The sequence below is a fragment of the Rhodococcus sp. 06-156-4 genome, from assembly GCF_002259345.1.
GTDB classification, from domain to species: domain Bacteria; phylum Actinomycetota; class Actinomycetes; order Mycobacteriales; family Mycobacteriaceae; genus Rhodococcoides; species Rhodococcoides fascians_E.
The window spans coordinates 28,784-53,245 of record NZ_NPGB01000030.1; the positions used below are offsets into that span (position 1 = coordinate 28,784).

Annotated in this window: 23 protein-coding genes and 4 tRNA genes; 14 read left to right on the forward strand and 13 right to left on the reverse strand. The window is 64.6% G+C overall.

Features of this window, described 5'->3' with window-relative positions; all coding sequences use genetic code 11:
• Window positions 1-6 precede the first annotated feature (6 nt).
• The gene (locus CH290_RS22195; RefSeq protein ID WP_019667324.1) at window positions 7-1,002 is read left to right on the forward strand and encodes an NADP-dependent oxidoreductase; all 996 of its coding nucleotides are present in this window, start codon (window positions 7-9) and stop codon (window positions 1,000-1,002) included.
• A 48-nt stretch (window positions 1,003-1,050) separates the two neighbouring features.
• Here the strand turns inward: CH290_RS22195 and CH290_RS22200 are convergent, their stop codons facing one another.
• The 3 genes from CH290_RS22200 to CH290_RS22210 are packed head-to-tail and all read right to left on the reverse strand — an operon-like array spanning window position 1,051 to window position 3,911.
• Window positions 1,051-1,947 (reverse strand): oxidoreductase, encoded by an 897-nt coding sequence (locus tag CH290_RS22200; protein WP_019667325.1) that lies wholly within the window; start codon window positions 1,945-1,947, stop codon window positions 1,051-1,053.
• A 26-nt stretch (window positions 1,948-1,973) separates the two neighbouring features.
• The gene (locus CH290_RS22205) at window positions 1,974-2,903 is read right to left on the reverse strand and encodes a glucosyl-3-phosphoglycerate synthase (RefSeq protein WP_033190682.1); all 930 of its coding nucleotides are present in this window, start codon (window positions 2,901-2,903) and stop codon (window positions 1,974-1,976) included.
• Window positions 2,904-3,911 carry an alpha/beta hydrolase gene (locus tag CH290_RS22210; RefSeq protein ID WP_033190681.1) on the reverse strand — a complete coding sequence of 336 codons (1,008 nt, stop codon included), beginning with the start codon at window positions 3,909-3,911 and terminating at the stop codon, window positions 2,904-2,906.
• Window positions 3,912-4,118: 207 nt separating this feature from the next.
• Between CH290_RS22210 and CH290_RS22215 the strand changes: the two genes are divergently transcribed.
• The 4 genes from CH290_RS22215 to CH290_RS22230 are packed head-to-tail and all read left to right on the forward strand — an operon-like array spanning window position 4,119 to window position 9,165.
• On the forward strand, window positions 4,119-5,543 hold the full coding sequence (locus tag CH290_RS22215) for a condensation domain-containing protein (RefSeq protein ID WP_019667328.1): 1,425 nt from the start codon (window positions 4,119-4,121) through the stop codon (window positions 5,541-5,543).
• Window positions 5,544-5,547: 4 nt separating this feature from the next.
• Window positions 5,548-7,011, forward strand: coding sequence for an MFS transporter (locus CH290_RS22220; RefSeq protein ID WP_230621133.1), 1,464 nt, complete (start codon window positions 5,548-5,550; stop codon window positions 7,009-7,011).
• A gap of 31 nt (window positions 7,012-7,042) precedes the next feature.
• Complete coding sequence (locus tag CH290_RS22225; protein WP_033190679.1) at window positions 7,043-8,242, forward strand: lipase family protein; 1,200 nt, start codon at window positions 7,043-7,045, stop codon at window positions 8,240-8,242.
• Window positions 8,243-8,265: 23 nt separating this feature from the next.
• The gene (locus tag CH290_RS22230; protein WP_026348170.1) at window positions 8,266-9,165 is read left to right on the forward strand and encodes a pseudouridine synthase; all 900 of its coding nucleotides are present in this window, start codon (window positions 8,266-8,268) and stop codon (window positions 9,163-9,165) included.
• A gap of 5 nt (window positions 9,166-9,170) precedes the next feature.
• Here the strand turns inward: CH290_RS22230 and CH290_RS22235 are convergent, their stop codons facing one another.
• Window positions 9,171-10,274 (reverse strand): hypothetical protein, encoded by a 1,104-nt coding sequence (locus CH290_RS22235; RefSeq protein WP_019667332.1) that lies wholly within the window; start codon window positions 10,272-10,274, stop codon window positions 9,171-9,173.
• Between the two features lie 76 nt (window positions 10,275-10,350).
• Here CH290_RS22235 and CH290_RS22240 point away from each other — a divergent pair, with 76 nt between their 5' ends.
• The 3 genes from CH290_RS22240 to CH290_RS22250 all read left to right on the forward strand — a co-directional run bounded on the left by CH290_RS22240 (window position 10,351) and on the right by CH290_RS22250 (window position 11,802).
• On the forward strand, window positions 10,351-10,767 hold the full coding sequence (locus tag CH290_RS22240) for a hypothetical protein (protein ID WP_230621132.1): 417 nt from the start codon (window positions 10,351-10,353) through the stop codon (window positions 10,765-10,767).
• A 42-nt stretch (window positions 10,768-10,809) separates the two neighbouring features.
• Complete coding sequence (locus CH290_RS22245; protein WP_019667334.1) at window positions 10,810-11,397, forward strand: helix-turn-helix domain-containing protein; 588 nt, start codon at window positions 10,810-10,812, stop codon at window positions 11,395-11,397.
• Window positions 11,398-11,505: 108 nt separating this feature from the next.
• Window positions 11,506-11,802 carry an ANTAR domain-containing protein gene (locus CH290_RS22250; RefSeq protein WP_230594378.1) on the forward strand — a complete coding sequence of 99 codons (297 nt, stop codon included), beginning with the start codon at window positions 11,506-11,508 and terminating at the stop codon, window positions 11,800-11,802.
• Here CH290_RS22250 and CH290_RS30020 read toward each other — a convergent pair.
• From CH290_RS30020 to CH290_RS22275, 6 genes are all read right to left on the reverse strand, one after another.
• A complete protein-coding gene (locus CH290_RS30020; protein WP_141216209.1) occupies window positions 11,773-12,159 on the reverse strand; it encodes a hypothetical protein in 387 nt (128 codons plus the stop codon). The two genes, CH290_RS22250 and CH290_RS30020, sit on opposite strands and share 30 nt — an antisense overlap.
• Window positions 12,146-12,700 carry a DUF6584 family protein gene (locus CH290_RS22255; RefSeq protein ID WP_033190677.1) on the reverse strand — a complete coding sequence of 185 codons (555 nt, stop codon included), beginning with the start codon at window positions 12,698-12,700 and terminating at the stop codon, window positions 12,146-12,148. The genes CH290_RS30020 and CH290_RS22255 overlap by 14 nt, the downstream gene beginning before the upstream one ends.
• Window positions 12,701-12,820: 120 nt before the next feature.
• Window positions 12,821-12,897 (reverse strand) — tRNA-Phe (locus tag CH290_RS22260).
• A gap of 66 nt (window positions 12,898-12,963) precedes the next feature.
• Window positions 12,964-13,037 (reverse strand) — tRNA-Asp (locus tag CH290_RS22265).
• A gap of 132 nt (window positions 13,038-13,169) precedes the next feature.
• Window positions 13,170-13,242 (reverse strand) — tRNA-Glu (locus CH290_RS22270).
• A gap of 111 nt (window positions 13,243-13,353) precedes the next feature.
• Window positions 13,354-14,013 carry a TetR family transcriptional regulator gene (locus CH290_RS22275; RefSeq protein ID WP_019667338.1) on the reverse strand — a complete coding sequence of 220 codons (660 nt, stop codon included), beginning with the start codon at window positions 14,011-14,013 and terminating at the stop codon, window positions 13,354-13,356.
• A gap of 681 nt (window positions 14,014-14,694) precedes the next feature.
• Here CH290_RS22275 and CH290_RS22285 point away from each other — a divergent pair.
• The 6 genes from CH290_RS22285 to phoU all read left to right on the forward strand — a co-directional run bounded on the left by CH290_RS22285 (window position 14,695) and on the right by phoU (window position 21,473).
• Entirely contained in the window at window positions 14,695-15,981 is a 1,287-nt protein-coding gene (locus tag CH290_RS22285; RefSeq protein WP_019667340.1) for a lipase family protein, read from the forward strand.
• 84 nt (window positions 15,982-16,065) lie between these two features.
• Window positions 16,066-16,138, forward strand: a tRNA-Lys gene (locus CH290_RS22290).
• Between the two features lie 275 nt (window positions 16,139-16,413).
• The gene (locus tag CH290_RS22295) at window positions 16,414-17,370 is read left to right on the forward strand and encodes an acyl-ACP desaturase (RefSeq protein ID WP_019667341.1); all 957 of its coding nucleotides are present in this window, start codon (window positions 16,414-16,416) and stop codon (window positions 17,368-17,370) included.
• Window positions 17,371-17,521: 151 nt separating this feature from the next.
• Window positions 17,522-18,661 carry a tRNA dihydrouridine synthase DusB gene (gene dusB / locus CH290_RS22300; RefSeq protein ID WP_026348172.1) on the forward strand — a complete coding sequence of 380 codons (1,140 nt, stop codon included), beginning with the start codon at window positions 17,522-17,524 and terminating at the stop codon, window positions 18,659-18,661.
• 150 nt (window positions 18,662-18,811) lie between these two features.
• Window positions 18,812-20,725, forward strand: a complete 1,914-nt coding sequence (locus CH290_RS22305; RefSeq protein ID WP_094620678.1) for an LCP family protein — start codon at window positions 18,812-18,814, stop codon at window positions 20,723-20,725.
• A 73-nt stretch (window positions 20,726-20,798) separates the two neighbouring features.
• Entirely contained in the window at window positions 20,799-21,473 is a 675-nt protein-coding gene (phoU, locus tag CH290_RS22310) for a phosphate signaling complex protein PhoU (RefSeq protein ID WP_019667345.1), read from the forward strand.
• Window positions 21,474-21,638: 165 nt separating this feature from the next.
• Here phoU and pstB read toward each other — a convergent pair whose 3' ends face one another.
• From pstB to pstC, 3 genes are read right to left on the reverse strand one after another with little or no spacing between them, the layout of a single operon-like run.
• Window positions 21,639-22,415, reverse strand: coding sequence for a phosphate ABC transporter ATP-binding protein PstB (pstB, locus tag CH290_RS22315; protein ID WP_019667346.1), 777 nt, complete (start codon window positions 22,413-22,415; stop codon window positions 21,639-21,641).
• Between the two features lie 37 nt (window positions 22,416-22,452).
• Window positions 22,453-23,361, reverse strand: coding sequence for a phosphate ABC transporter permease PstA (pstA, locus tag CH290_RS22320; protein ID WP_020111542.1), 909 nt, complete (start codon window positions 23,359-23,361; stop codon window positions 22,453-22,455).
• A 3-nt stretch (window positions 23,362-23,364) separates the two neighbouring features.
• Window positions 23,365-24,408, reverse strand: coding sequence for a phosphate ABC transporter permease subunit PstC (pstC, locus tag CH290_RS22325; protein ID WP_020111543.1), 1,044 nt, complete (start codon window positions 24,406-24,408; stop codon window positions 23,365-23,367).
• Between the last annotated feature and the right edge of the window lie 54 nt (window positions 24,409-24,462).

Genomic DNA, 24,462 nt, shown 5'->3' on the forward strand with positions numbered 1-24,462 from the left:
TACCGTATGCAGTCCAACGAAATTCATCTCGCATCCAGGCCACACGGTGAGCCCACGCCGGAGAACTTTCGGACCGTGACCACCGAACTGCCCGCCCTGGAGGACGGTCAGATCCTGGTACGCAACCTCTTCATGTCGGTGGATCCGTACATGCGCGGACGAATGAACGACGTCAAGTCCTACGTCCCGCCGTTCCAGATCGACGCACCTCTCGACGGTGGAGCCGTCGGCGAAGTGATCGAATCGAAGAACAGCGCGATCTCCGTCGGCGACGCCGTCTCCCACGGCAAAGGATGGCGTGATCTCGCTGTCCTCGACGGTGATTCGGCTCGTGTCGTCGACCTGACGAAGGCGAACGCGTCGGCGTACCTCGGCGCGCTGGGAATGACCGGTCTGACCGCGTACTCCGGGCTGACCGCCGTTGCGCAGTTCGAGCCGGGCGACACCGTGTTCGTCTCGGGCGCGGCAGGCGCGGTCGGGTCCCTCGTCGGGCAGATCGCCAAGGCTCTGGGCGCTGCTCGCGTAATCGGCAGCGCAGGCTCACCGGCGAAGGTGAAGCGCTTGCTGGAGCTCGGATTCGACGCGGCGTTCGACTACCACGACGGACCGGTGAAGAAGCAGCTCGCCGACGCCGCACCGGACGGAATCGACGTCTACTTCGACAACGTCGGTGGCGATCACCTCGAAGCAGCACTTGCGTCCGCCAACAAGTACGGCCGGTTTGCACTGTGCGGGGCCATCTCTCAGTACAACGCCACCGAGCCGACCGCCGCGCCGCGCAACCTTGCCCTCGCCATCGGAAAGGAATTGACGCTCAAGGGATTCATCGTCGGTTCCTACAGCCACCTCGCGGGCGAGTTCTCCGAGAAGATGGCCGGATGGCTCGCCGACGGCGTCGTCGAGTGGGACGAAACCGTCGTCGACGGTCTGGAGAATGCGCCTCGCGCGTTCATCGGGCTGCTCCGCGGTGAGAACACGGGAAAGATGGTCGTCAGCATCTGACGCCCAGGCGCCGTGGAGGGCGATCCGATACCGGTCACCCCCACGGCGTCACCGACTCCCGAGAGAGGGAAAGCGCACTCCGGTCAGTCTTTCCGACCTGTCCCACAGCGCCTCCTGAACGGCGCGGTCCCGCGCAGGCCGACTGGGAGCGACGATCGTCGGATACCCTCGCAACTCCTGCCGACCGCTCGGTCCGATGTACAAGCCACCGGTGACCTCGGGTGATGTCGCTGCGTACAACTCGGGGAGAGCACCCATGTCTGCGGACTGGGCGACGATTCGGTTCCCCACCGACAGGAATGCGTCCTGTACGGACTCGGTGTGGCCCTGCAGGTTGGTCGTCGCGTAACCGGGGTGCGCGGCAACGGACTTGATCGCTGAATTCGCCGCGGTCAACCGTCTGTCGAGGTCGAGTGCGAACATCAGGTTCGCGAGCTTCGATTGCCCGTACGCCGGCCACCGACGATACGGCCGGCGCGAGTAGTTCAGATCGTCCAGATGGATCCGACCGATCCGGTGCAGGCCGCTGGACATGGTGACGACGCGGTCGGTGATCTTCTCGATCAGCAGCCCCGTCAGAGCGAAATGCCCCAGGTGGTTGGTGCCGAACTGCATCTCGAACCCGTCGGCAGTCCGGCGCTCAGGCAACGCCATCACGCCCGCATTGTTGATCAACACGTCGACGGTGTCGACGGTGTGCGCGAACGTCCTCACCGACGACAGGTCCGCCAGATCCAGTCGACGTACGTGCGCACGCGGCCCGATGCTGCGCGCGACCTCGTCGCCTCTGCCGGTGTCGCGGCAGGCGAGCACCACGTCGGCGCCGGCTGCCCCGAGGGCCCGGGCCGTCACCTCCCCCAGTCCGCTGTTGGCCCCCGTGACGATGAATCGTCTGCCCGTCTGATCCGGGATGTCCGACGTGGTCCAACCTCGCTGCGCGCTCACCGACCGAGCCTAACTCTGCAGCGGCGTCAGGACGCCCTGATCTCCTCGCTCGCTGTCGCGGACACCTCGGCCATCGGCGGCCGGTCGAGTCCCAGAACGTCGCTCGTGACGCCCCGGAACGGGTCGCTTTCGAAGCCGAACGTCGTCAGCCCGACGGCGGAGTCCGCGATGCCGAGTCGACCGAACATCGTCGCCATTATCTGCCTGCTCATCACCGCCAGCTCGGACGTCGGACGGTTGCGATGCTCCCGCACACCGAGGCCGACCTGACCGATCGAGTCGACGCCCAGGCGCCGATACGTGTCGATGAGAATCCCGATCTCGACACCGTATCCGGGGGCGAACGGTATCGACGAGAGAAGCTCGCGCGTCCCGCCGTACTCGCCGCCCAGCGGTTGCAGAACACCGGCGAGGTCCGGTAGCAAAGCGGCCAGCAGGGGTCGCGCCACCATCTCGGTCACTCGCCCACCGCCGTTCGGGGACGTCATCCCGTCGCCTCGGAGCGGTCGACGATAGAACCCCTTGACCAACTGCACCCCCGTGTCCAGCAGCAGCGGCCCCAGAAGTGACGGCACGAACCGAGGGTTCGGGTCCAGCAGGTCGGAGTCGACGAACACCACGAGGTCTCCATCGGTCGCGGCCAGTGATCGCCACAGGACTTCCCCTTTGCCGGGTCGGGGTTGCAGATGCGGTACCGCCTGTTCACGGGTGACCACTCGGGCGCCCGCACGACGCGCCTCGGCCGCCGTCGCGTCGACGGATCCCGAGTCCAGGACGAGGAGATCGTCGACGAGACCGCCGAGCAGAGGCAGGATGGACCGAACCACGGCCGCGACCGTCGCCTCCTCGTTCAACGCGGGGAGAACGACCGACACGGTTCTCCCCTGTTTCGCGGCCGTCAGTTCCTCGACGGACCACAGCGCCTCGCGCCACGAATTGCGCAGGACGTCGCTCATCTACGCCACCCCGAGCGACCGGGCCAGCAGTGGCCAGGAATCGTGCAGGTCGCCCTGCCAGTACCCCCACGAATGCGTGCCGTTGTCTCGGAAGTTGTAGGTCGCCGGGATCCCCAGAGAATCGAGACGAGCCTGCATCATGCGCGAACACCGGTCGGTCGCCGACTCGATCAAGGCTCCGACGGCCAACTGTTCCACGAGCTTTCCCGGACTACCGTTCACATCCGGCCCGTCGATGGTGTCGAGTGGCCCCGGCAGTCCGCTACCGCTGGAGAGGTAGAGCTCGGTTCCTCTCAGCTTCTCCGCGTTCACGTACGGGTCGTTGTCCGTCCACGCCCGATCCGAGTCCGGACCCCACATGTTGAGAGTGTTTCCCCGACCGCGCATTTCGACGACGGATTTGACGTACGCACGCCCCAGCGGATCCGACGTCATGGCACACCCGGAGTACGACGCGGCTGCCGTGTAGAAGCCCGGATGGGCAAGGGCCAGTTGGAACACCGAGGTTCCCGCCATGGAGATACCTGCAATCGCGTTCGTTCCGTTGCCACGAAACTCCGCGTCGACCACCGCGGGCAGTTCACGAGTGAGGAAGGTCGCCCACTGGTTGCGCCCGAGAACTGGATCGTCGCGGTACCAGTCGGTGTAGTAACTTGCCGCACCCCCGGTGGGTACGACGACATTGACCTGCTGGTCGCCGAAGAACCCGGCGATGTCCGTGCGGTCGAACCAGCTGCTGCCACCGTCTCCACCGGCGGCACCGTTGAGCAGATACAGAGTAGGAGCAGGGATTTCAGGATTCGCGGCCCGGTACACCGTGACCGGAATCGGCCTACCCATCGAGGGAGAGAAGACGTCCACGACGCTGGTCCGGTCCGCGATCACTCGGTTCGACACAACCGCGGCACCGCCGCCGGGGTCTGCGCCCGCACCTCCAGCCGCAACGCAGGACAACAAGCACGCCGACGCGAGCGCGGCGAGCAGTTTCAGAGCAGGGCGGTGCGACATTTGTGAAATGGTAAGTCGGACTGCATCACCGATCGCGTCGACCGACGAGAATTGAGAGAAGTCGGCGTTGGAGCAGGCCATGTTTGGGCCGTCTCACAAGCCGGAAACCGTCGCCATGTCATGCCTGCACGACCATGATGGATCCCGCGTCGGCACGCTTCGTGCTGCGCATCCGAATACACCTTGTTGTCGGGAGAAGGGGTCCACGTGGTCAGTTTCGGTCTCATCGGCGATTGGAAACCACAGCCAGGACTGGTGACCACGTGGACCGCGACACCCGAGTCGAGGGCACGCGTGCATGCTGCGCCGCCGCACCCGACACCCGCGTCGCACATCCAGGAGGAATACCTGAAGTCCGCGTACCGAAATCGCGACTCGGGTTTTCGGTTCTCTCGATTGTGTCTGGTCACCTTCGACATCTTCGAACCGCTGGACCCGGCCGCCATGGATAGCGCGATCAACGGTTTCGTCCGACGACACGACACGTTCTCGACGTGGTTCGTCACCGACGACACCGGTGTCGTGCGCCATCAGGCCTCAGCGGACGACATCGAGCTCGCACCGACCGAGCACGGCAGATTCGACGACGAGGAAGCCCTGCGCGTCCACGTACAGAACACGACACCCGGTCCGACGTCCTGGGACTGCTTCTCGTTCGGTGTGATCGACCGCGGTGACGGGTTCACGGTCTACGCAGCGGTGGATCACCTCGACACCGACGGGATATCTCAGGCACTGACGTTCTTCGAGCTGCGCTCGCTCTACACCGACGCGGTTGCCGGGACGCTGGACGTGCAACCCTGCCTCGGCAGTTACCTCGAGTACTGCGCCCGCGAACGCACCGCATCCGGCGAGCTGACACTCGATTCGCCCGAAGTGCGTCAATGGGTCGAACTGGTGAAGGCCAACGGTGGAGACCTGCCGTCCTTCGCGCTTCCCCTCGGTGAGCTCGAGAAGTACACGCGATCCGAGGTGGCCACGCAGCCGCTCTTCGACCGAGCCGAGGGCGAGGCGTTCGACGAGGCCTGTGCCAGGTTCGGAGCGAAGTTCATCGGTGGCCTTTTCGCTGCGGCGGCGATCACCGAGTACGAACTGGCCGGCCACCTCACCTACCTCGGCCTGACTCCGAAGAGCACGAGGAGCATGCCCGCCGAGTTCGGCGCGATCGGCTGGTTCTCCAGTCTCGTCCCCGTTCAATTCCCGGTCTCGGGGACCCAGACGTTCTCGCACCTCGCCGGGGTCGCGCAGCGCGCGTTCGACGCAGGAAAGGCACTGTCCGACGTCTCGTACCACCGCGTCCTCGAACTCGTGACACCCGACACGGGTATTCGAACCCGACCCGGGTGGTCGGCGCCGATGATTTCGTACGTCGATGTCCGTACGCTGCCCGGCGCGGACATCGTCTCGAGCGTCAACGGTGGACTCTTCGGAAATCAGGGCAGTTCCGACGAGGTGTACATGTGGATCAACCGATTCCAGAACGAGACCGGGACGACCTTCATGTACCCGGGCACCGACATCGCACGGGATTCGGTGGCGCGGTACAACGCCAAGATCAGTGAAATTCTGAAGTCCGTCGCGACCACCGGCGACTACTCGTTCGCCCAGTCGATGACCGGAAAAACCGCGTAGGACAGTGCAACCCCCACGGCGCACGGCACGGCGCAGGCTTGCCGCGTGCCTGGTGGCCGTGTTCATGTTGATGATCGACGTCACGATCGTCAACGTGGCTCTTCCGTCCATCGCCACCGACATCGATGCTGGTTCGAGCGCGCAATCGCTGATCGTGTCCTCCTACACGTTGGCGTTCGCATGCACCCTGTTGACCGGGGCGTGGCTCGGCGGGATCGTCGGCCGGAGAACGGTTTTCGTAACCGGGATGTCGGTGTTCGTCGCTGCCTCGATCCTGTGCGGGGCCGCCGATTCGCCGACGCTGCTGATCGCCGCGCGAGTTCTGCAGGGCATCGCGGGCGGGATGGTGTCCGCTCAGACCGTCGCCATCATCGCCACGGCGTTTCCGCGCGAGCGCCACAGCGTCGTGTTCGCGCTGTACGGTGCCACCGCGGGCGGTGCCGCGATTCTGGGTCCGTCCGTCGGAGGGATCCTGGTCTCGTTGGACATGTTCGGCTGGGGTTGGCGGTCGGTGTTCCTCGTCAACGCACCGCTCGGCGTGGGGGCGATGGTGATCGCGGCCGCGAGCTTCTCGCGTGAGAAACCCGCAGGCGTTCAGCGTCTCGACGTTCTCGGAGTAGTTCTGTCCACCCTCGGACTGGTCCTTCTGATCTATCCGTTGGCTCACAGTTACGAGCACGGATGGAGTATCGGCGGCACCTCGGCAGTTCTCGCCTCGCTCGCGGTCCTCGCGCTGTTCGTATTCCACGAACGGCGATGGAGCCGAGCCGGACGCCACCCCATGGTGAGGGTCGATCTGTTCCGGCAACGTACGTTCGCACTCGGCTGCGCCCTGTCCGTTCTCATGTTCGGCTCGTTCACCGGCTTCTTCTTCACCGTCTCGCTGAGTCTGCAGTTCGGCCTGGAGTTGTCGCCGATGCGCACCGGCGTGATCACGTTGCCGTTCGCGGTCGGCGCCGCGGTGTTCTCGGTCCTGTCTCCAACCTTGTTCGCACGGCTCGGCACTCGGATGCTGCCGCTCGGCTTCGTCCTCTTCGGTGTATCCATGATGTGCTTCGCCGCCCTCACCTACCGTGAGGACACGGCACACAGCCTCGCCCTGCTGGCACCACCACTGTTCGTCGGCGGCGCAGGGATCGGCGTGTTCGTCGCACCGTTGCAGACGACGATCGTCTCGGGCACCGACGACACGACCGTCGGATCGGCGTCGGGGTTGATCCCTACCGTCCAGCAGGTCGGTCAAGCCGTCGGAATCGCTCTCGTGGGACTGCTGTTCTTCCACCGACTGTCGACGCTGTCGGACGCACTCCCACCGGGCAGCACCGGGTGGATCGCCGCACAGCCGTACATCGTCGCTCAGCGTCACGTGTTCTTCGTACTGTCCGCCGTCGTCGCGTGTGCGGCGGTGCTTGCCTTCGCCTTGCCCAAACGGGTCGCGGGGCCGCCGCCCGTTCCCGTACCTGCCTGATCACCGCCCGCCCGAGAAGAAGGAAAGATCCGTGCGTTCTCGCATCACCGCTGTGTTCGTAGTGCTGGCAGCCGTCGGCGCCCTGGTCGGGTTTCCGGCCACCGCTGCCGCGGAACCCGTCGAACTGGTCGCCGATCCAGATCCGTTCTACGCCGCGCCCGCCGACGTGGCCGACGCCGCCAACGGCGACGTCCTCGACAGCCGACGTGTCCCTACGTCCGCGTACCCGGGCACCGACGTGTGGCAGGTCAAGTTTCGCTCCACCGATTCCGCAGGCGATCCCATCGCGGCCGTGACGACTGTCCTGATGCCGCAGGGACACGGTGAGGGCACGCCCCTCGTGTCGTACCAGGCGATCGTCAATGCCCTCGGCACCAAATGCGCACCGTCGCACGGGTTGTTCTCCGAGGAACTGATCGAAGCACCGGCCGTGTATCTGGGAATGGTCGCCCGCGGCTGGGCCGTTGCCGTGCCGGATTACCTCGGCCCGACGGCAGCCTACGGTGCCGCGCGCATGGCGGGCCAGATCACCCTCGACGGTGTACGAGCGGTGAAGCGGTTCGAGCAACTGCCGCTCCGTGACTCGCCGGTCGGCCTACTGGGCTACTCCGGCGGTGGACTCGCGACATCCTTCGCTGCTGCGCTCGCGCCGACGTACGCGCCGGATCTCGACATCGCCGGAATCGCCGAGGGTGGAATCCCGGCCGATCTGGCGCAGATCGCCCAGAACCTGGCGTACAGCCCGCTACCGCACCCGGGCTTCGGCATGGCGATGGCGGTGGCGCTCGGGCTCGAACGCGAGTACCCGGGTCGATTCCCCATCACCAGCAACCTCAACGACCGAGGAATCGCACTGCGCAACAAGATGTTCAACGAGTGCCGACGCTCGATCCTCATCGACGGCGCCTTCCACAGCGCTCGCGACCTGAGCACCGCCGCGTCACTGGCGGACACACCGAGTGCGCAACAAGTACTACGCGAGAACAGTGTCACCTTCTACGACGGAGTCCCGACGGCACCACTGTTCGTGTGGCAGGGCGTCAACGACTTCATCGCCCCGTACCAGCCTGTCGCCGACATGGTCGACCGATACTGCCGATCGGGCGCCGACGTCGTGTTCCGCGGATACCCTGCGGCCGAGCACTTCTCCGCGACCGTCCTCGGCCTCCCCGAGGCCTACCTCTGGCTCGACGCTCGGTTACGTGGCGAGCCCGCGCCGAGTGGCTGTTGATCCCGAGCAACTAGGGTGGGCGCATGGCGCGTGCTCCCCTACCCGTGCGCGACGGGCTCGGTCCGACTCGGATTCGGATGCCCGACGACCCGAGCCCTGTCACTGTGTTGCAATACCTGATTTCGCGGTTTCCGCAGGACGAGAGGAGGCTTCGCGAGAAGGTTGCACTGGGTGAGGTCGTCGATGCAGGCGGCACTCCCATCTCGCTGGATTCCGTGGTGCGTCCTCGCGCGGACATCTATCTGTACCGAGACCCGCCCGTCGAACCGGTCGTGCCGTTCCCGATGGAGATTCTGCATCGCGACGAGAACCTTCTGGTCGTGGACAAACCGCACTTTCTGGCGACGACCCCCCGCGGTGCCTATGTGGCGCGGTCCGCGCTGGTCGTTCTCCGTCGGGAACTCGACCTGCCGGATCTGTCGCCCGCCCATCGCCTCGATCGGCTCACCGCCGGAGTTCTCGTGTTCACGATCCGGCCCGAGGTGCGGCGCGCGTATCAGGAACTGTTCGCGGCTCGTACCGTCACCAAGATCTACGACGCCATCGCTCGCCACGATCCGAACCTGACCGTTCCGTTGGTGATCAGAAGTCGAATGGTCAAAGAGCGCGGCGTTCTTCGTGCCGAAGAGGTACCTGGCGAGCCCAACGCCGAGACACTGGTCGAGGTCGCTGCCGTCCACGACGGCTGGGCACGGTACACGTTGACACCCAAAACCGGACGCACACATCAACTTCGATTGCACATGAGCTCGCTGGGAGTGCCGATCGTCGGGGACAACTTCTACCCGACGTTCTACGAGGTCGCTCACGACGACTATTCCCGTCCCCTGGCACTGTTGGCTCGTGAGCTGAGTTTCGACGATCCTTTCACCGGCGAACGGTGTGTCTTCGAGACCCGTCGAACGCTCGATTTTCCGTCCTGACAAGTCTATTTCGGCATCGACACGACGTCGCCCCGCGACGCGTTCTCCTCGGCGATCTCGGCCGTTCGCACCGAGATTCGGTGAGAAAGAACAGCCATTGTGAACAATCCGATCGCGACATTGATCAGCGCCGTGAATCCTTCTTGCGCGAAATCGACCAAGGCATTCAGCAGAGTGAACACCAATGCGGCGATACGCAGGGATCGAAGTGGCCACAATCTGCCCTTGCGAAGCCGGAGCACGGCCGGAAACGCGAGCAGAAACGTGATCGCCGACGACGCGAACAGAATTCCGCCGGCAATTCCCATTTCATCGATATCGATGGTCCTGTCGCGCGTGTCGAGATCGAGTCCACCGAGCGTCAGTTCGACCACCCCGAAGACCACACCGACGAACGACGCAGCCGTCATCGCCCACGCCACCACCGGAACCAGGCGCGGACTCTTCAGGAAGCCAGGGATCAGCCGCGGCGCGAACATGCGAGCGTCGTACAACCGCGAACGCGTCACCGGGGCACCCTCCAGCAACAATCGAAGACCGGCGACGGTATCGACCTCGGCGCCCTCGGCTTCCGCGCGGTCGACCATGCGCAACGCCCATTCCCGGCGATGATCCGGCAACCCGTGTGCGACGCCCTCCGCCGCGATCGCGGCCGCATTGGCCAGAGTCTCCTCGTGGGAAGGCCGTCGGGAATCCCGCACGATGCGGTTCAGCACGAGGACCACGACGACGAGGACGTACATGATTTCCGACGACGGACCGTAGAAGTAGTCGTTGTCCTTGGTGACGAACTTGCCGACCTCGTCGAGGAACAGCCCGAATCCGACGCCGCCGAGGACGACGGCCAGCGCCCGGACACCGAACCCGATGAACAGCCACCCGACGAGCAACGCCACCATCATCAGCGCGCCGCCGTACAGCGCGTGTGCGATGTGCAGGGTCTTGCCACCCACTTGGGGGTAGTGGGTGAGTTCCAGATACAAGCGGGTGACGAGGATCGTCACGATCGCGATGATCATGAATGCTTCGGCGGCGGTGCTGCCGTACGCGTCACGGTGCACGCGCGAGTGCCGAACTCGGACGGTCGTGTGTGCGACGTCGGGGGTCACTGCACAAGTATGGGCGCGATCAGGGGCCGATGAGGGTGAAAAGGCGACGTCGGTGATGCGCGATAGCATCGCGGACATGACGATCGTTTCGCGAACCCGTACTGCGGCCCTGTCCGTCGTGATCGGTGCCCTGCTTCTTGCGGGGTGCACTGCGGAGGATCGATCCGACGCGGATCGGTCGCTCGAGAACGCCGCCGGCTCGGCAAGCAGCATCGCGACGAGTGTCCGGGATCGCGCCGGAAGCGTGTTCGACGAGGCCAAGGTGCAAGCGTTCGTGGTCGCGTTCCGTGCCCAGTTCGGTGGGCTGGCCGAGGGCAGGGACGACACCGCGATCGAGAACCTCCTGTCCAGTACTTGTACGGAGATCGCCGGCGGTACCCCGGAGTCGGACATCGTTGCGCAGTTGGAGGTGGAGGCCGCGAAGGGCGACGCCGTTCCGACGACCGAGCAGGCGCAGCGGATCTACGACCAGGCCGCATTCGCCTGCCCGTGACTCGCGCTTGACAAAACTGTTTGCCGAAACTGCAATATCCTCATGAGCACTTCCGAGGACGACGTCGGTTCGGTCATCGCAGGCGTCGGCCCGCGCCTGCGGAAGGTGCGCAGCGAACGCGGAACAACACTCTCCGCGCTGGCGGACACCACGGGCATCTCCGTCAGCACACTCTCGCGGCTGGAATCCGGCTCACGCAAACCGAGCCTCGAGCTGCTGTTGCCGATCGCACGGGCCCACCAGATTCCGCTCGACGAGTTGATCAGCCCACCGCCCGTCGAAGACCCTCGCATCAAGAGCACCCCGGTACGCCGCGAGCACGTGACCATTCACCCGCTGACCCGTCGGCCGGGCGGGATGCAGGCGTACAAACTCGTCGTGGATCCGGTGCGCACCGAGCCGTCGCCCCGTGTCCACGAGGGGTACGAATGGTTGTACGTTCTCAACGGTCGATTGCGCCTCGTTCTCGGTGAACACGACATCGTCATGAAGCCGGGCGAAGCCGCCGAGTTCGACACCCGGGTACCGCATTGGTTCGGTGCAGTCGACGATCGCCCTGTGGAAATCCTCAGTCTTTTCGGCCCGCAGGGCGAACGGATGCACGTTCGAGCCAAGCCCACCGATTCGTAGCTGTTTCGCTACTTTCCAGTCGGATCCATATGGCAGAGTGAGCGATCCGAGAGCAGACGACGTCGGCTCCGGAACCACCGAAGCACACGAGAGGTACGAGGAACGTTCATGACTGAGAGAAATCCCGAAACAACGGTGTCTCGGGGACCCGCATCGCGCTCGGATGTGGATATCGCGACGGGTGTGCTCGTCGGCCGATGCGGCGTGACCGTCACTGCCGCGGTGAACGACCTGTTCGCCACCGCCCGTGACAACAGGGTGAGCCTGTTCGAGTTGGCGCGGACGGTCATCACGATCGCCGAGGGCCGCGACAGCCACGATTCCGAGTCACGACGGATAGCACTGGCGCGCTGGGGGCACGTGTTGGCGCCGGGCTCAGTTGCGCAGAGCGGGGTCTCCGCGTAGTTCGGGAAAGCGGGCGGTCATGTTGTCGATCTGGCGATACATCTCGTAGAGCTCACGACGCAACGTGGCCGCTTCGCTGTCGAGTTCACGTGCCCGGGTCAAGGCCTTGTCCGCGCGCGCTCGAAAAGACCGGGCCTGCGCAACCTCGATGGAGGCCGAACACTTCTCGATGTGCTCGGCAAGACTCCTCGCGAAGACGCGGGCCTGCGCAAGATTGACCGCGTAGTTGGCGTCGCGGTGACTCGTCTCCTGCGGGGTGGGATCGATGATGGTGCCTTCTGTTCCGGACGGTGTCGAAAAACAAACTTTACGCCTGCAGTATCTCCGACCGTCGCGCAGTGTGTCAGGAGAACACAATGGCCAACACAACCGATGCGGACGTCGCCGCGATCGCGACGATCACCAGAATCGCCAACACACGCTGACGCAGTGGCCTGCCGCTGCGAGTCACGCTTCCGTCCGAGAACTCGTCGTCGACGAAATCGTCGACATCGACGCCCGCCTCGTCGAAGTACACCGTGTCCCTGGGTGGCACCCACTCCTGCCCGCCGGCTGCGATTGCGGTGACCAATCGGTCGAGCCGCGCGCGAGCCCGCTCCGGGTAGTACCGAGACGGGGCGTTGATGGGCAGCGATTTCGCCAACTCGAGAGCAGAACGGTGACGGGCAGCCAGGGCCTCGAACGCCGACGACGCGGTCGGGTCGTCGTCGGCTTTGTCGGTCAGGAACCACGACGCCCCAGCGGAAGCACGATCACCCCGCAACAGGTGGGTGTACGCGAGCAGTTCCAGAACGGGCTGGGATGCCGGCGCTGTCCTCAGCGCCTCGTACAGACGCTCCCGAGCGCCGTCGAGGTCACCCGCGGCCAAGGCGCGCTGCGCGCTGTCGATCACGTCCACAGCGAGAAGCGTAACCGTCCGGCAACTCGGTCGGCGCCGTGACCGTGAAGCGGAGCCTGCGGCAACCGGAAACGAAACAAGCCCCCGACCGAGTTTCTCGGTGGAGGCTTGTGAACGCTGTGGTGGCCAGGGCCGGGATCGAACCGGCGACCTTCCGCTTTTCAGGCGGACGCTCGTACCAACTGAGCTACCTGGCCGGGCGGCACCGGTGACAATGCCATCTCGTGAACTACACGCAAGCCGATGCTTTCGCATCGAATTTGCGACCCTGACGGGACTCGAACCCGCGACCTCCGCCGTGACAGGGCGGCGCGCTAACCAACTGCGCCACAGGGCCTTGCTGTGAAACATTCCCGGAGGAACTTCCCGCCGTAGACCTTAGCAGGCTTTGAACCTGCTTCGAACCGCGGCGGCCTGCAAGAGACTGCTGTACTGCCGACCGGTTTGTCAATTCCGATCGTTTCCTGCGTACCCCCTACGGGATTCGAACCCGCGCTACCGCCTTGAAAGGGCGGCGTCCTAGGCCGCTAGACGAAGGGGGCCCGACGGAATGACCCGGACCCGAATTTCTTCGGTTCCGAACTGCTCCGCCGCTACCCTCAACGGCGTTCCGTTGGGAGCTGGGATAGCTTAGGACACTTTTCGCAGAAAACTCAAACCGGCAGGTCAGACTCGGTTTCTGCGGTGTTTTCGCGCCATCCTTCAGCCTTCCAGCGGTCCAGCCATGCCGGTGACGCCATCGCGTGAAGTACGACTTCGAGCGATTCCTCGAACATCACGCGAAGATCGCGACTGTCGGAGACGAGGTCGGCCATGTACCGCTGGCCGGCAAGAGACGCAGACAGCACTCGGATGAACTTCTCCGGGCCGAACTCGGGGTCGAGGTCCCCCATCTCCTGGGCCTTCCGCGCGAGCTGCACCCCCGCACGGCCCCACACACGGCCTCCGCCGGATTGAATCTCGGCGTAGAACTCGGGCTCGACTATCAGCCGGAACTCGGCACGAACGATCACGTCGTTCTGGAACCCGAGCGCCAGGTCGTCGATGATCCCGCGGATCACCTCGAAGGGGTGCAGCGGCGAATCGAGCCATTTCTCCGTGATGGCGACGTACCGGTCCAGCGCGGCCGTCAGAACGGCACGAGCCAGGTCTTCCTTGGATTGGAAGTGAAAGTACATCGCACCCTTGGTGGCATTCGAGCCCTCCAGAATGGTGTTCACCGACGCAGCCGCGTACCCGCGGCGTGCAAACTCCGATGCCGCCGCTTCGACTATCGCTGCTCGGGTTCGCCGAGCGCGCTCTTGTTGTGCCATTGCTTCCGTGCCTCCGAACCCGAGCGACCTGCATCTATCAGCAGGCAGTACCGCTAGTCGAGCGTACTTGAACCAGCGCACTCGAGACCGACCACTCGCTCGGAAAAAGTGCTGGAAACAGTAATCCGGACAAATCTCCGAGCTGTCTTCAAACAATCCGAGTGGTACGATCAGGCCGGCTCGAGTGCGCTGCAGGGGGTGCGCACTCGAGCCGTTTCTTTGTCGCGGGCCGCGCTATTGGAGCTCTACACCGAGCAATTCCGAACGGCTTTACATATAGCCCGCCGGTGTCAATCCACGATTTCGACGCACGGCGAAATCGAGACCTCCGCCACAAAAGCGTCACAATTGTGTGAAGCGCCTCTTCCGATGGACTCGAAATGCAGCACTCCCATCGGCCACGGGTCCGACACACTTCTACCGTGCCGACGGTCGACCGAGCCCGGCCGGTCACGAATCCCCTGCCACGCAGACATTCTGGACCGCTCGACCACACCGATGGCGTCGAAACAATCGAACACCCCGGGATTCGTTGCCAGTTCGATTCATTCGCACGTCTCGGCGCCGATATCGCTGTGGCCGTGCAAGTCTCAGAAGGGGTTCGTATAACGGTTTCGCCTCCGAAAGCGCCGGAAGCACTCGCCCACCCGAACTCGCCCTTACTGTGGCCCACAACACATCGTGGTCAACGACGACAACGAATTCGGGGCACGCATGACTCTTCGAACCATCCTCCGCCGATCGGCAGCAACAATCTTCAGCGTCGCGCTGCTGACCACCGCCACCTGGACGGCGAACGCCGACCCGGTGTCCGATTTCCTCGATCCAGCCCAGGACCCGACACTGGCCGCGGCAACACCACTGGGCGAGCCGTGGTTCGATCCACCACCAGGATTCGAAAGCTATTCTCCCGGCGCGGTTCTCAACACCAGAACAGTCACCGTCGGCCCGTTGCTCACCCCTGTCCAATCGACACAGATCCTCTTCCGAACAACGGATTCGAAGGATAGGCCGGTCGCCGGAGCTACCACCGTCATCGTGCCGACAGCACCCTGGGCGGGGCCGGGACCCCGACCCGTCGTCGCCTACAACATGGCAATCGACTCACTCGGCCAGACATGCGCGCCGTCCTGGACACTGCCACGCGGGATCGCACCAGAAATCGCTGCGGTACAACTCTTCCTGGCCAAGAACTACGCCGTCGTCGTCACCGACCATCAAGGCCCGCGTCAGGCGTACGCCGCCGGACGCATGGCGGGGCACGCCGTCCTCGATGCCCTTCGCGCCATGGTGAATCTGCCGTCACTCGGCCTGCCTGCCGAATCACCGATCGCCATCACCGGGTACTCCGGAGGCGCCATCGCATCCGGATGGGCGGCCCAACTCGCACCGGTGTACGCACCCGACGTCAACATCGTCGGAACGGCATTCGGCGGCGCCCCCATCGACTACCGCATCCTCCTCGGGTCGATGAACGGCAACAACGCCGCATCGACCCTGTTCCTGTCGGCCGCGATGGGCGTGGCACGTGAATATCCCGAGATGTTCCAACTGATGAACGCCAACGGGCTGCGACTCGCCCAGATCGCCAAGGACATGTGCGTGTACCTGCTCGCGCCCGGCGGCCTCGTCGCGCCGATTCCTGTCCAGGCTCTCTCCGACGTGCCGAACGTCGACCGAACGCCCATAGCCGAAGAGATCATCCGGCAGACCCGCATGGGTGGTGACCTCACACCGTCGGCGCCGGTCTTCATCTATCAGGGACAGCACGAGTTCTGGATTCCCAAACAAGGCGCCGAAACCCTGTACGACGAATGGTGCGCGGGCGGCGCCCAGGTTCGACTGGAGGAATACGTCGGCGAACACATGATCGTCGCCGTCTCCGGGCTCCCCGGCTCCCATCAGTGGATCGACGACAGGCTCGCCGGGATACCGGCACCCGACGGATGCAGCAGTTTCGGTCGGTGACCGAACCCTCCCGGTGTTCTTTTCGAGAGCGCGCCAGGGGGCGTGGCGAAGTGCCGGGGCGGACCCACTACACTTTCGATCCGCGCCCCTATAGCTCAGTTGGTAGAGCTACGGACTTTTAATCCGCAGGTCGTAGGTTCGAGTCCTACTGGGGGCACTTCACCACCTCTCCCGCCACCGGGCCGAGCGGTATGTTGCATCGGGTCGCCGACGGATTCGCAGCGCACTCCCAGCTACGAGTACGCACACTTCCGAGGTGCACGGTCGTACACTCGGTAACGGTTCGACTTCGGGGAACGAACACACCCTTCGGGGGATTCTCCGACAAATCAGCCGGTGACGTGCCGCGCCCAGCGAACTCAGCGGAGTTCACAGCGTGGTTACGGTGCCGTAAGCTCGAGACCGTTGTCCGCAATGTATGGAGGCTATGTAATGGCGAGGGATCTGACACAGCTGGAGCTGCTCCAGGAGCTCGTTCCGGTTGCGGAAGACAACGTCAACCGGCACATGTCCATGGCGAAGGAGTGGCATCCCCACGACTACGTGCCGTGGGACGAAGGCCGCAACTTCGCCGAACTCGGTGGCATCGACTACGACCCGGAGCAGAGCAAACTGTCCGAGGTCGCCAAGGCCGCGATGATCACGAACCTCCTCACGGAGGACAACCTGCCGTCGTACCACCGCGAGATCGCGGAGAACTTCTCGCAGGACGGCGCCTGGGGCACCTGGGTAGGCCGGTGGACCGCCGAGGAGAACCGTCACGGCATCGTCATGCGTGACTACCTCGTCGTGACCCGCGGGGTCGATCCCGTTGCCCTCGAGCAGGCGCGCATGATCCACATGACCAACGGATTCGCCTCTCCCGCCGGTTCGCAGACGGGTCTTCTTCACTCCGTCTCGTACGTGACGTTCCAGGAGCTCGCGACGCGTGTGTCGCACCGCAACACCGGCAAGGTCTGCGACGACCCCATCGCCGACCGCATGCTCCAGCGCATCGCGGCGGACGAGAACCTGCACATGATCTTCTACCGCAACATCAGCGCTGCGGCCCTCGACATCGCACCGGATCAGACGCTGGACGCGCTGTCGGACATCGTCATGAACTTCCAGATGCCCGGCGCTGGGATGCCGAACTTCCGCCGCAACGGTGTGTTGATGGCCAAGCACGGCATCTACGACCTGCGTCAGCACCTCGAGGACGTCGTGTGGCCGGTGCTCCGCAAGTGGCGCATCTTCGAGCGCGACGACTTCACCGGACGCGGCGAGAACAAGCGTGAAGAGCTGGCCGCGTTCCTCGAGGACCTCGAGAAGCAGGCGACGAAGTTCGAGGAAATGCGCGATCGCTCGCTCGCTCGCGAGGCGAAGAAGGCAGAGAAGCAAGCTTCCTGATCTCGAGCTTCCTGATCTACAGACCAGCGATCGAAGCCCTACACCTCGACCGCGGTGTAGGGCTTCGCTCGTGAATCCGACAGGCAGCACCGCAGGCTCCGCTGCCGGCCGACAGACCATCTCCGAGAAGAACACGAACGAGGCTTCACCCATGACATTGCGGATCGGTTCACTCGAACTCCGAAGCCCAGTGGTACTGGCACCGATGGCCGGTGTGACCAACGTGGCATTCCGCACCCTGTGCCGCGAGCAGGAACTCGAGCGCGCAGGCAGCACCTCGGGTCTGTACGTCTGCGAGATGGTGACCGCGCGCGCACTCGTCGAACGCCAGCCCGCCACGATGCACATGACCACATTCGGACCGACCGAGACGCCCAGGTCACTCCAGCTCTACACCGTCGACCCGGACACGACGTACGCGGCCGCGAAGATGATCGTCGACGAGAACCTCGCCGACCACATCGACATGAACTTCGGCTGCCCGGTTCCCAAAGTCACCAGAAAAGGTGGCGGCGCGGCACTGCCGTACAAGCGCAACCTGTTCGGAAGAATCGTCGCTGCGGCCGTGAAAGCCACTGAGGGAACCGATGTTCCGGTGACGGTCAAGTTCCGCGTCGGCATCGACGAGGAGCACCACACCCACCTCGACGCCGGACGAATCGCAGCCGCCGAAGGCGCCGCCGCTGTCGCACTGCATGCGCGGACGGCGTCGCAGCGGTACTCCGGCACCGCCGACTGGACGCAGATCGCACGCCTGAAGGAACACGTCACCGACGTGCCGGTCCTCGGCAACGGCGACATCTTCTCGGCGTCGGACGCTGTCCGAATGATGGCCGAAACCGGTTGTGACGGTGTGGTCGTCGGTCGCGGATGCCTCGGCAGGCCGTGGCTCTTCGCCGAGCTCAGCGCTCGGTTCGCCGGCCGCGAGGAACCCACTGCACCGACGCTGGGCGAGGTGGCCGTCGTCATCAGGCGGCACGCCGAGCTCCTGGCGGAACACCACGGGGAGGACAGAGGCCTGCGCGAGCTCCGCAAGCACGTCGCCTGGTACCTACGCGGCTTCCCCGCCGGCTCGGACCTCCGGGTGTCCATGGCGCTGGTCAAGACCCTTCCCGAGCTCGACGACCTACTGGGACAACTGGACCCGTCGGTTCCTTTCCCGAAGGACGCCGAAGGTCCTCGTGGTCGCCAGGGCTCTCCCGGTGCGGTGTCACTGCCGGAGGGGTGGCTCGACGACCCGGAGGACATCTCGGTCCCGGCGGGCGCAGACCTCATGCATTCCGGAGGCTGACCTGCACCGACGCCCGGCCGAACGTACTGAAGTGGACCACATCGAATTCCTCAGTATCATTGCTGGGATCGCCCGATCGACGGCGAGAAGATGTGTTCGAGGAAGGTCAGGTTCGAATCCGTGGTTGACGATCGAGATTCGGGCTCTTCCATGTCCGACGGTCGCGCGCCGTGGGAACGACCGATCTCGCGAATCCACAACCCGGAGTCCGAGTCCGTTCGGCCTTCCGCCGCGCCGAGGCCACAGGCTTCGGAACCCGACCCCGAACCCGAGCCCGAGCAGGAATCGAACGGCGGTCTGCTGAAGAGATTCGGTAAGAAGCCGTCCGGCAAGTCGGACGCCGTGTCCGTCGCCGAGCTCATGGATCGCGATTCCGAGGACGAGCGCCCGGCACCGCGCACGCCCAGAGAGTCGACCGGAGAACGCGCTCGACGGGAGCCCGACGTCGAGGCCCCCACCGAGAAGATCGATCCGATCACGGACAGCACACCTCCCCCGGTGACCGCGCTCCCGGAAGCAGTCGGTGTACCCGCCGAGTCGCGCCCCGCGCTGACCCGTCTCGCGATGAGCAAGGTGCGCCGCCGCAAGCGCATGCAGAACATGGCTCGAGGCTTGGTGTCGATCATCGCCATTCTGTCCGTGGCACTGACCGGTGTCGTCTGGGGCTACCTCCGAAGCACCGACCGCGGATTCGCTCAGGTTGCCGCGCTCGACCCCAACTCCACCGACGTCGTCGACGCCGACGGGCAGTACGGCGACGAGACGTACCTGATCGTGGGAACCGACACCAGGGCCGGTGCCAGCGGCGAGATCGGCGCCGGAACCGTCGAGGACGCCGAGGGCGCCCGATCGGACACCGTGATGCTGGTCAACATCCCGGCCGACCGTAGCCGCGTCGTCGCCGTGTCCTTTCCTCGCGACCTCGACGTCGAACGCCCCGAATGCGAAGCGTTCGACAACGACACCAACAGCTACACCGGTGAGATGTACCCGGCTGCCGATGGAGACAAGCTCAACGCCACCTACGCACTCGGCGGACCGAAGTGTCTCGTGAAGACCATCCAGAAGATCTCGGGCCTGAGAATCGGCCACTTCGTCGGTATGGACTTCGCCGGCTTCGAGTCGATGGTCGACGAAATCGGCGGAGTCGACGTCTGCACGGCGCAACCTCTCGTCGACTACGAGCTGGGCACCGTCCTCCCCAATGTCGGTGAACAGAGGATCGACGGCAGAACCGCACTGAACTATGTCCGTGCACGGCACGTCGACACCGAAGGCAACGGCGACTACGGGCGTATCAAACGCCAGCAGCGATTCCTGTCGTCACTGCTGAGGTCCGCACTGTCCAACCAGGTCCTTCTCGATCCCGGCAAGCTCAACGGCTTCGTCAGCGCGTTCACCCGGGACACCTTCGTCGAGAACGTCAAGACGCAGGACCTCATCACGCTCGGACGTTCGTTGCAGAACGTCGACGCAGGCGCCGTCACGTTCCTCACGCTCCCGACGGACGGCACCAACGAATGGGGCAACGAGATCCCCGTCGACAGCGCCATCGCAGCCCTGTTCCGAGCGATCATCGACGACCTCCCCCTCCCCGGAGAGGAACGCGCCGAGCCGACGCCCGCTCCCGAGTCCCCCGCAGAGCCGACGGTCCCCACACTCGCCGTCGACCCGGCGACCGTCTCCGTGCAGGTCTCGAACGCCTCGGACACCGCCGGCATGGCTGCCACCGCGTCGAGCGAGCTCGCGTCCTACGGCTTCCAGATTCTCGACGTCGGCAACTTCGTCGGTTCTGCGGCGCAGACCGTCGTACGTTTCTCGCCCGGTCAGGAATCGGAGGCTGCTACCGTCGCCTCCGCCATACCCGGAGCCGTCATCGAACAGTCCGCTGGTCTGGACAGCGTGGTCGAGGTCGTCCTCGGCGCCGACTACCCCGGCTACACCACCGCACCGACGGTCTTCGGACAGCCGATCGAAGCCACCCAGGTCGAGGGCAGCACGGAAGCTCCGGCACTCCCCGAGAACCTCGCTTTCACCAACGCCGCCGACGACACCTGCGCCTAGTGCGAATCCATTCATGCCCCGTTCACCCGGCGGACCATGAATGGATCTGTGTGACGCACTAAACTTGCGCCTTATGCGCGTCGCCTACAACGAACAGATGAACGATTTGGCCGATACCCTCGGCGAGATGGCCACCTTGGCCGGCTCCGCCATGGACAAGGCCACCCAATCCCTCCTCCAAGCCGACCTCGTTCTCGCCGAACAGGTCATCTCCGATCACGACAAGATCACCGACCTCAGCGCGGTATGCGAGGAAAAAGCGTTCTCCCTGCTCGCCCTGCAGGCACCGGTCGCCGGTGATCTGCGTTCGGTGGTCTCCGGAATCCAGATCGTCGCCGACATCGACCGCATGGGCGCCCTCGCCCTGCACGTCGCCAAGATCACGCGCCGACGCCACCCCGCCCACGCCCTGCCCGAAGAGGTCAACGGCTACTTCGCCGAAATGGGACGCATCGCAGTTCAGCTCGGCGCATCCGCCCGCGAGGTCCTCGAAACCCGCGACCCCGAACGCGCCGCCAAGCTGCGTGAAGAAGACGAGGCAATGGACGACCTCCACCGCCACCTCTTCACCGTCCTCATGGACCGCGAATGGCAGCACGGCGTTGCCGCAGCCGTCGACGTCACACTCCTCGGCCGGTTCTACGAGCGCTTCGCCGACCACGCCGTCGAGGTCGGCCGCCGAGTGATCTTCCTGGTGACCGGCGAGCTGCCCGTCGACCTGAACGCACCCAAGCTCAGCAACTCCTGATCGTTCTTCCGTCTACCTCCGGAGCGAATGTGCCGTTCGGTCAGTCTGAGTGACCGAACGGCACGTTCGCTCCACACACCCCGGTCGAACTCGCTTCCGGCGTCCACGCGCAACGAGAAAACCCCCGACTGCTCTGGGCAGTCGGGGGTTTTTCCGTAGTGCAGGTTATCCGAAGCGACCGGAGATGTAGTCCTCGGTGGCTTTCTGGCTGGGGTTGGAGAAGATCTTCTCCGTGTCGTCGATTTCGATGAGCTGGCCGGGCTTGCCGGTGGCTTCGAGGTTGAAGAATCCGGTCTGGTCGCTGACGCGTGCGGCCTGCTGCATGTTGTGCGTCACGATGACGATGGTGAAGTCTTTCTTGAGTTCACCGATGAGGTCTTCGATGGCGAGGGTGGAGATCGGGTCGAGGGCCGAGCAGGGCTCGTCCATCAGCAGTACGTCGGGCTGGACGGCGATGGCGCGGGCGATGCACAGGCGCTGCTGCTGGCCGCCGGAGAGTCCGCCGCCTGGCTTGTCGAGGCGATCCTTGACCTCGTTCCAGAGGTTCGCACCTTTGAGGGAACGCTCGGCGATTTCGTCGAGCTCCTTCTTGCTCTTGCCGCCCTGCAGCTTGAGGCCTGCGACGACGTTGTCGCGGATGGACATCGTCGGGAACGGGTTGGGGCGCTGGAAGACCATGCCGATGGTGCGTCGCACACCGACGGGGTCGACGCCTGCGCCGTAGATGTCCTCGCCGTCGAGCAGGACGGAGCCTTCGACGCGTGCGCCGGGGGTGACCTCGTGCATGCGGTTGAGGGAGCGGAGGACTGTCGACTTACCGCAGCCGGACGGTCCGATGAAGGCGGTGACGCCGCGCGGCGGGACTGCGAGGGTGACGTTCTGCACGGCGTGGAATTTGCCGTAGTAGATGTTCACGTCTTTGAGGTCGAGACGTTTTGCCATGGTCGGCTCCTGAAGTTTCGGGGTGGGCGTGTGACGGTCAGACGTTCTTCGGCGAGAAGAACTTCGAGACCAGCTTTGCGCCGATGTTGAGCAGGGCAATGATCAGGATCAGCGTCAGGGCTGCTCCCCACATGCGCTCGGAGGTGAGCGCGCCGGTTCCTGCTTTCTGCAGGTCGACCATCATGAGCGGCAGGGACGTCTGCGGCCCGGAGAACAGGTTGAAGTTGATCGCCGTGGCGGATCCCACGAGGATCAGTACCGGTGCGGTCTCTCCCATGACGCGGGCCAGGGCGAGCATGATGCCGGTGACGATGCCGGACAGTGCCGTCGGGACGACGATCTTGGCGATGGTCTTCCACTTGGGTACGCCGAGGGCGTAGGACGCCTCACGCAGGTCCTGAGGAACGATGCGGAGCATCTCCTCGGAGGACCGCACGATGACGGGAATCATCAGCAGGACGAGAGCGAACGACACGGCGAGGCCGGACCGTTCGAAGCCGAACGTGGCGATCCACAGTGCGTAGATGAACAGGGCTGCGACGATGGACGGAACACCGGTGAGGATGTCGACCATGAAGGTGGTCAGGCGAGCCAACCGCGTACCCGCACCGTATTCGACGAGGTAGATCGCGACGAACACGCCGATCGGGATGGAGATCAGGGCGCAGAACAAGCCTTGCGTCAGGGTTCCCACGATGGCGTGGTAGGCGCCACCACCGGCGATGAACTGGGTGATGCCTGCCTGCGAGTTCTGCCACCACGTCGGGGAGACGACGGCGGAGAGCCCGCGTGAGATCACCGTGTACAGAACCCAGACCAGCGGCACGAGCGCGATGAGGACGGCCAGGCTGACGAGGACGGTGGCAGCGCCGTTCGAGAACTTGCGACGCGCACTGACGCCCTTGAACGTGGGCTCTTTGACCGGGCGATCCATGGTTGCGGTCATGGCCTAGTCCTTCTTTCCTGCGATCGCGGCGCGAGCGCCTGCGTTGACCACGAAGGTGAGTACGAAGAGCACGAGGCCTGCGGCGATGTAGGCGCCGGCCTGCAGCTGGTTGTTGAACTCGCCTGCGGCAAGGGCAATCTTGGTCGCGAACGTGCTGCCACCGTCGAACAACGTCCATCCGAAGCTCGACTGGACGCTGCGGATGATGATGTACAGGGCGATGGTCTCACCGAGGGCGCGCCCGAGGCCGAGCATCGAGCCGGAGACGAAGCCGGACTTGCCGAACGGGATGACGGTGGTGCGAACGACTTCCCAGCGAGTGGCGCCGAGGGCGAGTGCAGCCTCGATCTGTCCGCGCGGGGTCTGTACGAACACCTCGCGGGTCACCGCGGCGATGATCGGCAGGATCATCACGGCCAGCACGATGCCGCCGGTGAAGATGGTGCCGCCGCCCGCGATGGACACCGAACCGGTGGAGAACAGCGGGAACCAGCTCAGGTTCTCGTTCAGCCACTCGGCGAACGGGCTGATGGCGGGAGCAAGCACGTAGAGGCCCCAGAGGCCGAACACGATCGAGGGAACCGCGGCGAGCAGGTCGATGACGTAACCGAGTGGGCCTGCGACCTTCTTCGGCGCGTAGTTGGTCAGATAGATCGCGATTCCCAGTGCCACGGGCATGGCCAGGATCAGCGCGAAGATCGACACGGTCGCGGTCACCAGGAACAGGTCGCGAATACCGAAGATCATCGCGGAGGTGTTCGAGGTGTTCCACTGGCCGTTGTAGGTCAGGAAGTTGACCGTGTTGTTCTGCAACGACGGGATCGCGCGCCACAGCAGGAACACGCCGATGGCCGCGATGAGAACGATGACGAAGACACCCGAGCCCGTGGCGAGGGTGGAGAAGATCCGGTCACCTGGGCGCGTGACGGTGCCGCCCTTGGCTTTTTTGTCGGGCAATTGCTTGGGTTCTTCCGTGTTCCGCGGCACGCCGCCCGCGGAAATGCTCGCCGCAGATGGTTCGCCGGTGATCGAGTGGGTGTCGCTCATACCGCTCACGTCTCTCGTTTGGTGGCTTAGAGAGACGGGAGTCCCACCCGGGCG